Origin of the sequence: Paenibacillus baekrokdamisoli (genome assembly GCF_003945345.1) — a bacterium.
In the GTDB taxonomy this organism is placed as follows: domain Bacteria; phylum Bacillota; class Bacilli; order Paenibacillales; family Paenibacillaceae; genus Paenibacillus_Z; species Paenibacillus_Z baekrokdamisoli.
Genome location: NZ_AP019308.1, coordinates 6,098,441 through 6,113,965, shown reverse-complemented (window position 1 = coordinate 6,113,965; position 15,525 = coordinate 6,098,441). Strand labels below are relative to the sequence as shown.

The 15,525-nt window shown below is 34.9% G+C and carries 13 protein-coding genes; 2 read left to right on the top strand and 11 right to left on the bottom strand.

Features of this window, described 5'->3' with window-relative positions; translation table 11 throughout:
• Positions 1-128: 128 nt before the first annotated feature.
• Positions 129-1,589 carry an IS1182 family transposase gene (locus EKN16_RS26910; RefSeq protein ID WP_125664011.1) on the top strand — a complete coding sequence of 487 codons (1,461 nt, stop codon included), beginning with the start codon at positions 129-131 and terminating at the stop codon, positions 1,587-1,589.
• 143 nt (positions 1,590-1,732) lie between these two features.
• Here the strand turns inward: EKN16_RS26910 and EKN16_RS26905 are convergent, their stop codons facing one another.
• Positions 1,733-2,056 carry a winged helix-turn-helix transcriptional regulator gene (locus tag EKN16_RS26905; protein WP_125664009.1) on the bottom strand — a complete coding sequence of 108 codons (324 nt, stop codon included), beginning with the start codon at positions 2,054-2,056 and terminating at the stop codon, positions 1,733-1,735.
• Positions 2,057-2,205: 149 nt separating this feature from the next.
• On the opposite strand from EKN16_RS26905, the gene EKN16_RS26900 reads away from it, so the two are divergent.
• Positions 2,206-2,988, top strand: a complete 783-nt coding sequence (locus tag EKN16_RS26900) for a DODA-type extradiol aromatic ring-opening family dioxygenase (RefSeq protein ID WP_125664007.1) — start codon at positions 2,206-2,208, stop codon at positions 2,986-2,988.
• 353 nt (positions 2,989-3,341) lie between these two features.
• On the opposite strand, the gene EKN16_RS26895 is transcribed toward EKN16_RS26900, so the two are convergent.
• The 10 genes from EKN16_RS26895 to EKN16_RS33275 form a co-directional block, all read right to left on the bottom strand.
• On the bottom strand, positions 3,342-3,635 hold the full coding sequence (locus tag EKN16_RS26895) for a hypothetical protein (protein ID WP_125664005.1): 294 nt from the start codon (positions 3,633-3,635) through the stop codon (positions 3,342-3,344).
• A gap of 187 nt (positions 3,636-3,822) precedes the next feature.
• On the bottom strand, positions 3,823-4,161 hold the full coding sequence (locus EKN16_RS26890; RefSeq protein ID WP_125664003.1) for a helix-turn-helix domain-containing protein: 339 nt from the start codon (positions 4,159-4,161) through the stop codon (positions 3,823-3,825).
• 470 nt (positions 4,162-4,631) lie between these two features.
• A complete protein-coding gene (locus EKN16_RS26885) occupies positions 4,632-5,711 on the bottom strand; it encodes a hypothetical protein (RefSeq protein ID WP_125664001.1) in 1,080 nt (359 codons plus the stop codon).
• A gap of 1 nt (position 5,712) precedes the next feature.
• On the bottom strand, positions 5,713-7,077 hold the full coding sequence (locus EKN16_RS26880; protein WP_125663999.1) for an AAA family ATPase: 1,365 nt from the start codon (positions 7,075-7,077) through the stop codon (positions 5,713-5,715).
• A 193-nt stretch (positions 7,078-7,270) separates the two neighbouring features.
• Positions 7,271-8,443, bottom strand: a complete 1,173-nt coding sequence (locus EKN16_RS26875; protein ID WP_125663997.1) for a phospholipase D family protein — start codon at positions 8,441-8,443, stop codon at positions 7,271-7,273.
• A 28-nt stretch (positions 8,444-8,471) separates the two neighbouring features.
• Positions 8,472-11,327, bottom strand: coding sequence for an AAA family ATPase (locus tag EKN16_RS26870; RefSeq protein WP_125663995.1), 2,856 nt, complete (start codon positions 11,325-11,327; stop codon positions 8,472-8,474).
• Complete coding sequence (locus tag EKN16_RS26865; RefSeq protein WP_125663994.1) at positions 11,324-11,872, bottom strand: ABC-three component system middle component 1; 549 nt, start codon at positions 11,870-11,872, stop codon at positions 11,324-11,326. The genes EKN16_RS26870 and EKN16_RS26865 overlap by 4 nt, the downstream gene beginning before the upstream one ends.
• Positions 11,865-13,232 carry an ABC-three component system protein gene (locus tag EKN16_RS26860; RefSeq protein WP_125663992.1) on the bottom strand — a complete coding sequence of 456 codons (1,368 nt, stop codon included), beginning with the start codon at positions 13,230-13,232 and terminating at the stop codon, positions 11,865-11,867. The genes EKN16_RS26865 and EKN16_RS26860 overlap by 8 nt, the downstream gene beginning before the upstream one ends.
• A gap of 15 nt (positions 13,233-13,247) precedes the next feature.
• Positions 13,248-14,429, bottom strand: coding sequence for a ComEC/Rec2 family competence protein (locus EKN16_RS26855; protein WP_125663990.1), 1,182 nt, complete (start codon positions 14,427-14,429; stop codon positions 13,248-13,250).
• Positions 14,430-15,177: 748 nt separating this feature from the next.
• On the bottom strand, positions 15,178-15,516 hold the full coding sequence (locus tag EKN16_RS33275; protein WP_232016040.1) for a hypothetical protein: 339 nt from the start codon (positions 15,514-15,516) through the stop codon (positions 15,178-15,180).
• Positions 15,517-15,525: the final 9 nt, after the last annotated feature.

Here is a 15,525-nt window from a genome sequence, read left to right as displayed (position 1 = left end):
CTGTATGGTATGGCACGAGGCCACTGAAAAAGTCCTAATTTTATAAACAGGATACCTTACCTCCATTTCGAGGAAAGGTATCCTGTTTTCCTGTATAATAAAGTTATTAATTTCAGGTGGTGTCTCGGATGATTTCAAACCAACAATCCCTTAACCTTAGTCCATTTATGGCCATTTACGATATCGTAGTGCCTAAAGATAATATGCTGCGCCAAATGAGTAACCTCGTTGATTTTTCTTTTGTCCAAGAAGAATTACAGAATAAATATTGCCTCGATAACGGGCGAAATGCAGTACCTCCCATTCGTATGTTCAAATATTTATTACTAAAATCGATTTTTGATTTATCAGATGTGGATATCGTAGAACGATCCAAATATGACATGTCCTTTAAATATTTCTTGGATATGGCGCCAGAAGATGGGGTCATCAATCCGAGTTCATTAACAAAGTTTCGCAAACTTCGTTTGAAGGATATCAACCTGCTTGATCTTCTTATTCAAAAAACAGTGGAAATCGCATTAGAAAAAGAAATTATAAAAAGCAGCGCCATTATTGTGGACGCCACACACACGAAAGCAAGATTCAATCAGAAATCACCTCAAGAGATCTTGATGGAGAAATCTAAACTGCTACGAAAGGCAGTTTATCAAATCGATGAAAAAATGAAAGAAAAATTCCCAGCAAAAACAACGACAAACGAATTGACAGATGAACTGGACTACTGCCGAAAAGTCATTCATATCGTCGAAAAAGAAGAATCGATACGCGAATACCCAAAGGTAAAAGAAAAGCTGAACTATTTAAAAGAGATTGTAGAAGATCACCGTGAGCACCTTAAATCCTCGAATGATCCTGATGCCCGAGTGGGTCACAAAACAGCCGACTCCTCTTTCTTTGGCTATAAAACACATATTGCGATGAATGAAGAACGGATAATTACAGCTGCGGTAATTACAACTGGTGAAAAAAGTGATGGGAAACAGCTCCAATCATTGATCGAAAAAAGCCGTGAAACAGGAATGGAAATCGATACAGTGATTGGTGATACTGCATATTCGGAAAAAGATAATATTCAGTACGCAAATCAAAATGAGTTACAATTGGTAGCCAAGTTAAATCCCAATATTACGCAAGGTATTCGTAAAAAAGAGGATGAATTTGAGTTCAATAAGGATGCTGCAATGTACGTTTGTAAAGCAGGACATATGGCGATTCGCAAAGCGCGCACAGGGAAGAAAGGTATGAATGAAAACCAAAAGGATACCTACATGTTTGATATTGAAAAATGCAAAATATGCCCGATGAGGAATGGGTGTTATAAAGAAGGAGCGAAAAGTAAAACCTATTCTGTAACCATCAAATCCACAGAACATAAGGAACAAGAAGTATTTCAAAACAGCGATGATTTCAAAAAGAAATCGAAAGAGCGCTATAAAATTGAGGCAAAAAATAGTGAACTCAAACACAGACACGGGTACGATGTGGCATCTTCCTCGGGTTTAATTGGTATGCACATGCAAGGTGCCATGGTGATATTTTCTGTTAATCTCAAGCGAATCATTACACTTATGAAAGAATCAAAATAAAAGAATAAAGAGAAAGGCGATATTCCGTTCGAAATTGAGCGGAATATCGCCTTTTTGATTTGAAGCATGCCTTCAACTAATTAAAAACGCAAGTTTTTCAGTGGCCTCGTATGGCACAGGAGTCATCTTTTTTAACTGCATAACTAACTTTCCAAATATTTCCTACCCCATTCATCCATACTCTGTATTATAGGGATAAAACTTTGTGCTAAAGTTGTTAACGAGTACTCCACTTTCGGCGGGACTTCTTTATATACCTCTCTGTGAATCATATGATCTGCTTCTAGCTCTCTCAGTTGTTGTGTCAATATTCCTTTTGAAATACCGGGGATAGAACGTTGAAGTTCATTAAACCTTCTTGTTTGAGTGCTTAATTCATACAAAATAATAATTTTCCATTTCCCTCCAATGATGTTTTGAAGTCGATATACTGGACAAATTAATTCATCTGACAAACGATGTGTCATAATAATACCTCACTTTTCCAATAGTCCTGTTTTTATAACTACGTCACAAAATTATGACTACTTCTAAATATAAGCCTACTACTATAATATTGTGATTGTACTTGATAATCAACTGAAAGCTAAAAAATCAGCGTGGAGGTTTGAAGATAATGATTCCATCACTCTTTATTACACATGGTACTCCAATGCTCGCCGTAGAAGATACAACGTATTCACGTTATTTAGAAGAACTCGGACGAACATTCCCCCGTCCCCAAGCAATTATTTTGTTTTCCGCACATTGGGAAAGTGATGTGCAGATGATTAGCGAAATTGATGAGTATTCCATGATGTATGACTTTGGGGGATTTCCGAATGAGCTCTACCAGGTAAAATATCCGGCAAAAGGAAGCAAAGAGGTATCCCTTCAGGTACAGGAACTATTGAACGCAGCTGGCATAGCGAATCGCGCTGAACGTGAACGAGGTTTGGATCATGGCTCGTGGACGATTCTCAAGAGGATGTATCCTGATGCAGACATTCCTTTGATCGCGATGTCGGTAAATCCGAGTCTGACTCCTGCGGAGCAATATGCGATTGGAAAGGCGCTTGCCCCATTACGGGAACAAGACGTGCTGATCATCGGCAGCGGAGTAACCGTACACAATTTCGGTCTATTAAGAGCTAAGGATAAGTCGGCAGTCAAATCGTTGGTTTTAGGTTTCGAGAAATGGTTGGAAAATCACATGAAACAATGGGATCTGGATTCACTCTTTCGTTACGAAGAACTTGCGCCTAATGCAAAGATCGCCGTTCCTCCACAAGCAAAAGAACATTTCATTCCTGTTTTTTATACGATGGGAGCAGCTAATCAAAACGAATTTACAAAGACGTTATTTCAAGGTTTAGTGATGGACGTGATCATGAACAGCGTCTATCAATATGGTGAGTGATCATTATAGCAACTTAAACGATGTGAAACTATTGTTTCTATCAAAAATATCTATAGGGATATCTTGAATAAGCTCCCTCGGTACAATGCAATTTACTCACGAATACTCGCTTATTCGCAGGATCTCACCTTAGGATAAATTGCTATCTGGACAGAAAAGGCATTGTACCGTCAAATTCGGCAACCAAAGCGCATGCGGGAACAGAAGGGGCGAAGTTTCGCTCCTTTTTTACTGCTCTGCTGCACGCTGCTCCACTTACCTCCGGAGGCTTTCACTCCCATTTCTCGACGGGTCGATGCCCTCTCATTCCTTCGTTACGCCTATCCGGTCGGTGGAGGCCGGTCTTCCTAACGCTACGGGTCTGGGCCCTTTTGCTCAATGCAATCCGGTACTCCGTGCAATCTTGAGATCCTGCGAATAAGCCAGTTTTCGTGCCAATTGAGAAGCGGTAAGGCAGCTTGTTTCACAGAAAGAGCACGATCTGGTTCGTAAGCTTTGCCGCTTTGTGCCATGGCAACGAGAAGGCGAGCAAGCTTGTCGCAAAGCTTCATCACGGAGCGCATCGGCTTCATACTTTTCGTCTTTACATCCACTTCGTACTGTCGTTTAAACGATTCATCGTTCATGATGAGGGCCATGGTTGCCATGAACAGGAAGCTACTTGGTTTCTAAACTCCCATGGAAGAACGCATTTACTTCCATCATCTTTGGTGCAGCGCTTGCGCTGCATGTGTGGCTAACGGGACACGATAGTTAATCATAAAGGGTTCCACATATTAGTCATGCATTATTGCTAAGAACAAGTCTTTATTGTAATAAATCAGTTATCTAAACTCAACGACGCTTCAATTTAAAATCTATATAATCAATAATTTCTTCCTGATCTTGTTTTTCCAGAATTCTATATGTATTCAATAGGTTTACTTCATCATTCTTCAAGTCATCATACATGTTTTTTTCTTCTCGAGAGGTATCTCTTCCGAACAAGATCCAATGAATATCAGCACTGAAATTAGTGTGTAAAGCCATGATAGTTTCAGTTGAGGAATAGTATTTATCCTGTTCAATTTCACTTAAAGTTCCCTGTGACACATCTATTATTTTAGAAAACTCAACCTGGTTAAGTTCATTGATCTTTCTAATTCTTTTTAAACGCTGTCCAATTGTATTCATTCATAACCCCCAGATAATAATAAAGTCCCGATGACGTGATGCTCATCGGGACTGACTTCAGCGGTTCCATACTTTTTTTACTGGTTCCACACTTTTTTATCACGGGACAAATGTTCAGTGACATTATAGTTGGTGTCTAAAAAACTAAGTAAAATCAATAAATTCTGAGTTTTTATCCCTTATCTAAATTTACAATATAGTTGGTGTCTAGAAAAAGGGTATGAAACATGCAATGCCATTAAAGTTTGTGACTGAATGTTACATTTAAGTTTGTGTTTGAAACTTTCCTGCTATTCTCCAGACCTATATACTTGAACTTACTAAAAGAACTACAAAATAATTTACCTTAGAGTATGAATTCGTTTATTTATAGTTCATTCATTCTTACGCCTCTTGAACATCCTAGGGAATGCATGAATGCTTGTTAAATTCACTAAATAGCATTTCTCCAAAACCTGAATAAGCTATTGTCAACACTCTTCAAAGATCAATTGCTGCCGTTCTTTAATCCTCATTTGTCTCTTTTTATTTTCACTTTCTAAAAATTTCATCGATAATTCCGCTTCTTTTAATACAAAATAATCACAATAACCCATTCTTAATCTCGAATGAGTTATCTTTCCAATGTTAGATAAATGTTCTCTTCTTCTAAATTCAACTGAACGAATTACATGTATTGGCTTCCAATTATCTCCCTTATATGCATTGTAAAGTTCACATACTTCCTCGACAATTTCGTTCTCTTCGTTTTGCACATAATCCCATAAATTATTATACCTAATATTTTGTTTAAGTACTTTTATAAAGTTTACTTCAGGTGAGTTATCATACAAATGTATTGGCTCTATTTGTATACTTTTATCTGTTTTGTTAAAAATAAATCTAGTATTATTATGTATACCGTTAATATATGGATGTAGAATTGGAATTGCCCAATTATTGTTTTTAATCTGATGTCCATTACATATGGAACAAGCACAGACAATGTTCCCCCAAAAAACGCTTAAGAAAGGGAACTCAGACAATGGAAGAAAATGATCCATGTTGCTTGAAGTTGGATCATTCATATCAACTAGATCACAATAAGGACAAACCTTGTAACTTTTACTTAATAATTTTCTAAGTTCATTTCTTTTTACAAACTTTGCATTAGAATTATAGACATCCCATAATGATTTACAGTCCAAAAGATTGTTATAAACATAATCAAAAAAAGGTTTTATCTCACTTATTGTTTTCTTAGTCAAATTAATGCTTACTTTAATTTGTCCTGAAAGAATTTTAAAATAGTTATGCGTAAATGATAAATAATATTCGTAAACTAGTTCAATTTCATTGCAATTGCATAATGAGAGCACATAAGCCTGTAGTTTACCTCTAAATCTATTAGTATTTATCATTTTTTTTAAATTAATTGTCATAGTGGACTTATTAATATCTGTATATATAGTAGTACCCGGATTGTCTTTAGCCCACGTAAGAACATCAATTATAAAAGAATGGGTAAATTCATATGTTTTAAACTCCTTCGAGAGCATTGCTTGATTCATTCTAATCCCCTAAAATGTCCCTGAATTTTTTATAAATTTCAAACTTTTTTGCTGTTGTACTTAAATCATCAAACATAATACGCGCTGATTCTATTTTTTCAAAATCATTACTTTCAAGCAATTTTTTAATCACTAATATTTGATTTAAAGAGAACTCTCCAGAATTTTTTTCTAAACCAAAGACATCCCGCAAAATATCATTAGACGATCCACCTAAGGTTCGATCTTTAGGTTCATATTGAAAAATATGATTTTTATTTTTCTTCAAACCCACAATACATTCCATTGGAACATCCGATACAATTAATGGAGAGTGTGTTGCTAATATAAAATGAGTTTTATATTCACTAAAGAGTTCCGTTAAGTATTCAACAAACTTTTGAATCCAGACTGGATGTAAATGCGTTTCAGGCTCATCAATAAATACAACGGAATTGTCATCAATATTAGTGATTAATGGTAAAAACCTATATAACATCGTTAGTTCTCCTGAACTTAGATCTGTTAACCGTACATATTTTCCATCATTGCTTTCTAACCAAATATTTTTAATTCCTATATGCATCACTTGATATATAATTTTCCGAAGGAGATCTTCAAGATGAAATTTTAACATCTCAGGCGTGACTATATAATTTAAGCTGGCCTTTAATGAGTCTAGTTTCATGTCTTTGTTTAAAGTTCTAGCATCAATTTTCATTGTCTTTAAGCTATCAATTAACAGATCGAGTTCTGGTACTGAATCTTCCTTAGCCAAACCATACATCCTATTGTACTCTGATCTAACAACTTTATTTTCTTGCGCAATTTCAATGAATGCAACCTTTTTAAATCCAATTCTATCTAATAATCTCTTGTAGGAACCTTTATTTTTAACCATCACTTCAGGCAAATAGATTGCTTGTAAAATTGCATAAATAAGCGGCTCAAGTGTTGAAGTTCTAGCAATTGCCGGTCCTGAATATATATAAGTAGTTTCTGGAGGAGCATCAAAATATATGTTACCAGAACTTGCTGAAGGATATCGACTTGCAAATTGATCAAAAACTGCATATGAAGAAACAATTAATTTTTTAGGATGCTCCAAGGGATAATCCGTATTACTATTAAATTCGATCAGCTCTCCCATTAATTCGTACTCTATGGAGAATTTCGAGTTTTCTACTGTTTGCCTGTATTGATATCTCGCCCTTGGGCAAAATACCTGAGTCATAAATTGAAGTATTGAACTTTTCCCGGTTCCATTTTCACCTACAAGAACAGATAGGTTCATCTCGTCAAAATAATTAATTACAGGTTTATTAAAGTTCAGTTTCAAATTATTAATATTCTTGTATGATTTTATTGATAATTCTTTTATAAACATACGCACCTCATTATATATTCAATATTATGGTGATTCTAATATAAAAGATTTACCCGCTCCTCTTCCACCTATAATGCAATTAAGATTAGGTCTTCAGTGACATTAAAGAGTTTGTGTCTGGTATTCACATTAAAGTTGGTATCTAAAACGTATTTACCTCTTATCAGATCTATTCACTTACACTACAAAAGACTTACAAAATAATTTCTCCATAAGTACGAAAACGTGCATTTAATTCATTCATTAAGTAGTCATACGCCTCTTGAGTAATTCTAATATGAGATCGCCTAAAATGCATACTTTGCAAAGTCCTTTGACTGACATTACTACGTTTTCTTAGTGAGGGGAATGTTACCTTACCTGAATGATTATAAACATCAATTAATCGAATACCGTACTTGATCGGGGCATTAATTACCTTACCACTTGTAAACTCCACAAAGAATGGAAATCGATATACCCAGGGATACTCTTCAATGTCACTATCATCTACTACATTCTCTTTCTTAAACCCACTTGTCTTAGCATATCCAACAATCATAGGGGTCGGCTTATCGTGTTCATCATAACTCACAATAGTTAAGAAAAGCGTATCCTCACTTTGAATGCTGCCTGGTTTTCGGGGGAAATACGTGAGATCTAAAGTACGTCTACGTTCACCCTTCATTTGCTTATAATTATAATCATTAGGAATACGGTCTTCACCAGTACCTTCAAACTTTAACCAGTAACCAGTAACCTCATCATAATCATTTGAATTCTCTAGAATCGATTCAAACAAATCAGGATGTACCATTTTCTTTAGAACGACACCCTTTTTTGAAATATTAGAGTAGGTGACCTTTCTATTCCTTTGATTAGCGGCTAGATGAGGGACATATTTCTTTTCTTCATCAATCCATTCTTGGGTAACAACCCCATTACCATCCATTTGAATTTGACCTAGCAAATCGTAGAAGTATTCATTTGCCTTTTCAGTTATTTCTGGCTCATCCTCCATTATGACACAGACCTCGTGGTTTGATAAAAAGCCACCTTGTGTAAAGTTGGCTGAACCTATGATAACGGAGTGGGCATCAAACGAGTAAAGCTTGGAATGTAAATCGATTAAAGCATAAATTTTCGCCTTTGCATGAAGCAAGCGTTCTAATCCGTAAATGCTGCTAACTCGCTCTACAAAATCCTCCCTATAAAACCTGGTAATAATGTTGCAACTAATGGTGGGATTCAATATTAGCCAATCTGCCAATAGAGTAGCGGTTTGCGTTCCAATGAATGGGGAAATAATATTTAATTCATTCTCAGTTTCATCTAATAATCCTTTAAAACGCTCCAATAAATCATTAGATACTAAACTTACCGCCATTAGTACCTCCTCTTAAGATGAAAACTTGTTATAATGATGCATCATTAAGTTCTAATAACTTGGATCTCGAGATTGGATCTTCAGCAGGTATAATCAATACATTCTCTGTTTCTGCATCTTTGCTAACTTGTTGCTTTATAAGCGGACCTTTTTCGCTATATCCTTCATACTCAATTACCGCAATATCTTGATTTCTAAATTTTTTCAACATCATTTGGTAAAAACTATAATCATGGGTTGAGATAATAAACTGCTTATCATATTTTTCCATAAATAAACGAATTAAATCAATCAGTGATAAAACATTAATCTCATCCATGCTTTGAATTGGATCATCCATACCCATAAGTTGTAGACTGGACCACTGTTGGTGAACACCCATAGCCATAAAAAAAGATAGTGCTATCGAGTTAATTTGTGCTGAACTGAATATGTACGTTGCATTTGCCTGTGTTTGATTTTCAAGATATCCATTTATGACTAAAATCAGTAATTTGTAAGATTTGTGCCTGTATTCTTTATTAAAATTAATATGGTTATAAACTGGATGAGAATTAATTCGAGAGAAGATTTTCTGAATGGTATCGAATAATTCAGAAATCATTTTTTCATTTAATTGATCAACGGCTGGTTTAACATTGTTAATTAAATCTTTGACAGATTCCTGGTCAGCATTTGCTGTTTTTTTAAGTTGGTCTAATTGCTCTAAGTGACTCTGTTGCACACGCATTTCTTCCTGACGTGTCTTTAATAACAATTCTTCTTTAGCATTTTCTATTGCAGTAATCGACTTAATAACTACTGATTCTAGTTGAATCAGCTTCTCTTTTTCACTCTGTACATTTTTCAAAGCATCTTGTATAAAACCCTTTATCTCCTCAATACTCCACTGTTTAGCCAGCGAAGGCGCACCCGCAAGCAACATTTTACTTATAAAAGATTCAACAAAAGCTCGATTTTCGGCAATAATTTCTTCTGTTTTTTTAATTTCCTGAGGTAAATCGTCTTTTTCCTCTGCTGTTAGTACCATTAAATTTGCTGCGAATTGCTGCTCTAACTGTAGTAATTTGCCCATTTTATTTTCTGTAATTTCATTCAAACCAATTCTCAGTAAATCCTCATTGTATTCTTGAATGGATTTATTCCTCAATTCTACTTGAGCATTCAAATTCTGTATTTCTTTTTCCATTTTCAACATATGGTCTTTCTTATTCTGACATTCTTCTTCAGCGCTTTTTAGAATTGTTTTGATTTCTAAATAAGATTTTTCAATATCCGAATTCAAATCATTTAATTTAGTTTTCTCTTTTTCAAATTTATCTTTCATCTCTTTAATTTGTTGTTCCAATAAAGGCAGTTCATGATGAATTTGGGCTTGTTCCAATTGAATTCGTAGTTGTAATTGTGGCTTGTTAATCCCCTCTGTTCCACAAGCAGGGCAACTATTTATCTCATCTTCTACGGATAGATAATCAGATAAGCCACTAAGAAAATTTTTATATTTCTGATCTATACCATGTAATGCTAAAACAGATTCTTCTAAAAGTTTCAGTGAGCTACTCGTACTAGCATGGATACTCGATACATCTACAATAGAAGATTGAGATACACTAATAAATTTCAAGAGCTCCGATGTTTTAGATTTCCAAATAAAATTCTCATGTGCAATTTGGACATCCTTGATTAAGTCATATTTATTGTTCCTTAAATTTTCTATGCTCTCTGCAACTACTTTAATGAAGTTATCAGAGATGTGCACCGAAGCATTAATTCCCTCGATTGCCTGTTTAGTAGTGTCGATTTCTATATTCTTATCTTTAATGAAAATAAGAGACTCCTCATATTGGTTGTTGCGTTTGGTCAGGTTAAAAACCAAATTAAGCATATTGTAATCATTACGGTGGATTTTTAATTTTTCCAATCTGCTTACTTCTATCTTTAATTTCTCCAAATCAGTCAGCCACTTTGATTTACTATCTTCCAGATCATGAATACGCCGTTCCTTATTTTCTAAATCATATCTTCTCTGTTTTAGCGTCTCGGTCTCCTTCTCAATTAATGGTATTAAAGCGTTCCAATCCTCTTTTTCAAACAGATTTTCAGGAACTAAAAAATTGTCCTTATATTCGCTAAGGGCAACGCTCAAAGGCTTCTGGTTTGAATCAGAAAATTTTTTATTCAATTCATCAATAGACTCTTTTATTTCAGTCTTTTTTCGACTACCTTCAGTAATTTGGCCTTCTATTTGATTAACTCGATCGTTTATTTTTTTGATCAGTTCATTATATATATCTTTATATCTCAAAAAATGCTCGGTTCCGAACAGCAACGAAAGAGAATCGTATCTATCACCGTCTTTCATTCCTCGAAGAAATTCATTTAACTTCTCTTGCCCCAAAATATGAGTAAGATGTAGTCCACGGGATACTTCAACTTTTTCAATCCAAGCAGGTTTTATTAATAATCTTTTTAACAGATTCTCCGCATCAGCATCCCTAAAATTGGTTCTACCATTAATAGGCGTTGGCAAGTGAAGCTCCAATTTATGTTTTCCATAATCCGTCATATCCTGAGGTCTTGCAGTACATGTTCTCTTTACTTTAACAATGTCCCCATTAGGGCCAATAAGATCTATTTCTACATACGTCTCTTTTAATGGACTTGTATGCATATTCCTAATGAATCGGGTTCTATTTCTTTCATCAGTGGCTTGATTAAATCTGTGAATTTCTCCAGAAAGTCCCCATTCAATAGCATCAAAAACTGATGTTTTTCCATGCCCATTTGGGCCATATAGTAAGATTACCTTCGCATCATTGAAACGGAATATAGTTTCATCAGAAAATCCTCGGAACCCACATATCTTCAATGATCTTATCTTCAATTTGAATCATCCTTTTTAATTGAACTAAAATAATTAATCAATTGATCCGCTGTTAACTTAGGGTTAAAGAAGTCCTGAGGCAACTTACTTAATGTTGCTTGTTTCAGACATTCTCGGAACTCTTCATAAAACTCGTTATCATTAAAAATAAGTAGGTCCTTATCACTGGTTAAATCAAGAACAAAGGGAATTCTGTTTATGTATGGTGCATCATTTTTTGTAATAACAATTTTTCTAAAATAGTGTCTATCATTCTCTATTAATTTTCGATATGATGTGTCAATTTGATTTTGTGAGATCATAACTATAAGATAAACATCCCATTTAAGCATATGGAGTTCTTTATTCAAACGACTCTGCAATTTAACAGCTAATTCATCAGCAGCTTTTTCCCAGTTTTCTCTCAACTCTGCTTCGGTTTCAAAATGAACAAAGCCGTAAATCTGCTCAGTCGAAACATATACTGCATTAAGATAATTGAACTTAAGCTGATTTAGTTTTATATACTCATTTTCTTCAAAAAATCTTGCAATTTCTTCAATCAAAATTGTTCATCTCCCTAACATGAAACTTTAATTCTTCTAAGTTAGTTACGTGATTATACAAAGTTCTAATACAGTCACCACACAGCACCTTTGTTCCATCTAAACTTTTGTAGTTGTTTTCTTCTAAACCCTGAAAATATCCTTGTTCGTTAACTTTAGTGAAATCAATCAAGATATCCTCAAAAGAAAACTCATTTTGACATCTCCTGCATATATTAGATTCCTTTTTTTTACTGCAATTATCCAATATTAAAGGAAACGGGAATAGGGCCTCGCCACGACGAAGTTCTTTTTTCCCTGTTGCAGTTGCTGCCTTTTCTCGAAAAAGGTCTAATACAAGTTCAGGCATTTTCGCATGCCTTTTCGTTGAGAAGATAAGATTTGCAAATAACTCTTCATTTTCGTCTAGACTCAAATTTGCATTTATATCATTATGGATAAAACTTAACTCTTTATATCCACATCTCAGGATAGTTATTAACTCCAGTAGTTGCTCTATGCCTGAAACAGTACTCAATCCATTAAAGGGATGTCTGTAGCGTTGAAAGAATGTCCGAAGTTTCTCTGCATCTGTTTTCATAATAATTTCTATAGATTGAATTAAACTCTCCATTAAAATAGGATGTGTTTCTGGTGGAAAGTCCTCAATTAATCCCATAACAATTTCTTTTTCGGAATCATATTGCCTCTCAAAGATGGTCATCCCATCTACACTAAGTGCACTTGAACTTTCTATTTCGCTATAACTTATATCTCGAATAGAAACGGATATATTCATTGCCCTTAGTATCGGTAGGCAACGTTTAATCGAAGTAGCGCCGATAATTCCTCCACCAGCTGGTTTATCTTTCATAATACCGACTATCGCACGGTTAACTACTATAGGTGATCCCGATGCTCCATGCGTTATAAATTTAGGATCCGTTATTACAGGAATTTCACAAGCCAAATCTAAATCAAAGTCGCATTCCTCACTCTCATCAAACACTTGTAATATGGTTCCTCGAAATGGTTGCCCCCGGTCTTTCTGAGTATCCGGAAATCCAAAGGCTTGCCAATTCTCATTTAACTCAAGCCCTTGTATACTTAGTGGTAGTGTGGGAGAATATCCTCCCCCTTCAGGCAACGACAAAATCGAAAAATCCACCCCAACGTAAGGCTCATTTGGAAAAATAACCGTTGCCTGTATTTCAATATTATTTTCGAATATAATAAACACAGGTTTTAACTCGTTCGGATCTAAATTATCGTCAATAACATGTCTGGCTGTTATCAACGTAGTTTCATTTATTAGAAAGCCTGTTCCATTCTCACTCCCACAACGTACTTTAGCAATAGATTTAAAATCATTTTGATTCACTGATGCTCCCCCTAGTTATAGGTGTACTATTACACTCTCTTCAGTACTTGGGTAAAATACTTCATAATTAAACTCCTTCTTCAATTCTTCCTTATTCATTGAGATGGCTGAAGGGGTTGGATACGAGAAAAATAAATTTCTTGTAAATGTAGATTTTCTAGCAACTATTCTGGATAAGGTCTCCATGTCAGGATGCCCGTGACCTGAACCATTAGTAGATATTAAGTAATTCTTTGAATCGACCATATTAAGGAGATCCATATTCGTATTAAATTGACTTCCATGATGAGAAACTTTAATTAAATCAAAGTATGGCGGTACCTCTGTAGTAGAGAAATGAGCTTTAAGTTGTCGAATTGTTATTGAGGGTGGACAATCTCCTAAAAAAAGCATTTTTTTATCTTTATGTTCTAAAATAAATGTAATGGAACTAGCATTAATCTCATCACCGTCTTCAAAAAAGGACGACATTGACAATTTCTTTATAGAACCTGTCGCGGATACATTCGTTCTACCTATACCGGCCCCTTTGGGTTCAAGATATTCATTAACATATTCTACAGCATCATCAAAACATGGATCCGATGTCAATGACATCCTAGGAAAAGTTCGACGCAGTTCCTTTCTCCACACTCTCTCTAAATCTTTAAGCTCAATATCAGTCGGAGAAAGTACTGTGATACTAACTGCCCCGTCATCAAGTAATATGGGAGTTTTATTATAAGAAACTGCATTACCACTAAAAGATCCGTTCCAGTTGTAACCATTTAAGTATATATGGCCTGCAAGCCTAGAGCCTTGTTTTCCACTTATAGGAGTCCTACTATCAAAATCTCTTTCAACGTAAACAACTTTTTTCTCAATGATTTCTTTCTCCGTCTTATTCAGTTGATACTCATGCTGGCTAATAGATAAGTGTCGATAACTATTGTGCCAAATTTCCTTCACTTCAATTATATTAGGAGCTTCACAAGTCCCGTTATCTTCTAAAAAGGAAATTGCACCGGCAATATGATCTTGATCGATATGTGTAACAACCATTAAATCTAGGGATTCACCCATTGTTTTCTTATTTAAAAGAACAGGTTTTACATAATTTTTATACGTATGGAGGTAAGCCAAATCTATAAGAATGTTTACATTTGACTCTCCAAAGCAACTAACCAGAAATGTATCACCATTTTTAGCCGGAAACATTTCAATTCTCGAGGTATATATTGGACCCACCCTTTTAATAATAGAATTATTCTAATACACTTCGATCTTATAGTTTGGTTCCTTATATATATTTTTCTTTCCAAATTCCAAGGCAAAGAATAATTTGAATCCTTGTTATAAGGATAGTTTTCTCTTTTAAAACGTAATTTTCCCCTTGTTTCATTTTACAATGACAGATATGCATCATATGCATTCTCCTATACCTTGCTGTAATACTCCTCAAGCTGCATTCCATATACTATTGCAAAAGAAATGAAAAATTGTGGTTTACAGTATGCAAGATTGCTAATTATCGGATATCGATTTTATATTCAAACTGCTTCGAAGAATCGTTTTCACAAAATCTTTATACTCCGATCTATTCTATTTTCACTTATTCTGAAGAACTAGCTAGGTTTATTTTGATACACTACTGGAATAGTCCTACTCATGTATTTTCTAAATTTAGGAATCACTTTTCGTGCATTTGCCGACGTTATAATATTTCGACAAAAGATCTGGCATACCTGCCAAAATACCTATAATTTGTAACAAATTAAGTAGTTAAAGAGTCCGGTATGGTAAAATTAAAAAGGCATATCTTTTCATGAGCTCAGTTCAAAAGTATGATATTGAAAAATCTAATTTAGAATCTCAATGATGTTTGAATTTTTTCGATATAAAATTATATGTCCCTCTAACAGAGGCGTAATTAAAAGAAGGGATGTGAAACAAATGAATAGTGTTATTACCAATGCCTGGTCTTCCATCCTTTATGCCGCGTTAACCAGCCTTCTGAAGCAATCTTATTGTCATGTGCTTGAATAAACGGCTGATAATTCTCTCCAGCACCTTGGCCTCTTCCCTTTTTAATGTAGTTGCTTTGCATTACCTTTTTTCTTTCGCCCCTCATAGACAACTTTTTCACCTCCATAAATGTTCTTTGTACCCCGATAAAACGTCCTCTGTACCCCGATATTCCCCTTAAAACGACTAATGGCTTCGCCCTCTGAAAACAAAGGGCGAAGCCATTAGCTATAAATTGTTTTTCTGCAATTCTAGATGATCCTATTTCCATTTTAACCAAAAGTCGCTG

What these genes read in the sequence shown, in the direction of transcription:
- EKN16_RS26910 (WP_125664011.1), top strand. Translation starts at nt 129, where the DNA reads ATGATTTCAAACCAACAATCCCTTAACCTTAGTCCATTTATGGCCATT.
- EKN16_RS26905 (WP_125664009.1), bottom strand. Translation starts at nt 2,056, where the DNA reads ATGACACATCGTTTGTCAGATGAATTAATTTGTCCAGTATATCGACTT.
- EKN16_RS26900 (WP_125664007.1), top strand. Translation starts at nt 2,206, where the DNA reads ATGATTCCATCACTCTTTATTACACATGGTACTCCAATGCTCGCCGTA.
- EKN16_RS26895 (WP_125664005.1), bottom strand. Translation starts at nt 3,635, where the DNA reads ATGGCAACCATGGCCCTCATCATGAACGATGAATCGTTTAAACGACAG.
- EKN16_RS26890 (WP_125664003.1), bottom strand. Translation starts at nt 4,161, where the DNA reads ATGAATACAATTGGACAGCGTTTAAAAAGAATTAGAAAGATCAATGAA.
- EKN16_RS26885 (WP_125664001.1), bottom strand. Translation starts at nt 5,711, where the DNA reads ATGAATCAAGCAATGCTCTCGAAGGAGTTTAAAACATATGAATTTACC.
- EKN16_RS26880 (WP_125663999.1), bottom strand. Translation starts at nt 7,077, where the DNA reads ATGTTTATAAAAGAATTATCAATAAAATCATACAAGAATATTAATAAT.
- EKN16_RS26875 (WP_125663997.1), bottom strand. Translation starts at nt 8,443, where the DNA reads ATGGCGGTAAGTTTAGTATCTAATGATTTATTGGAGCGTTTTAAAGGA.
- EKN16_RS26855 (WP_125663990.1), bottom strand. Translation starts at nt 14,429, where the DNA reads ATGTTTCCGGCTAAAAATGGTGATACATTTCTGGTTAGTTGCTTTGGA.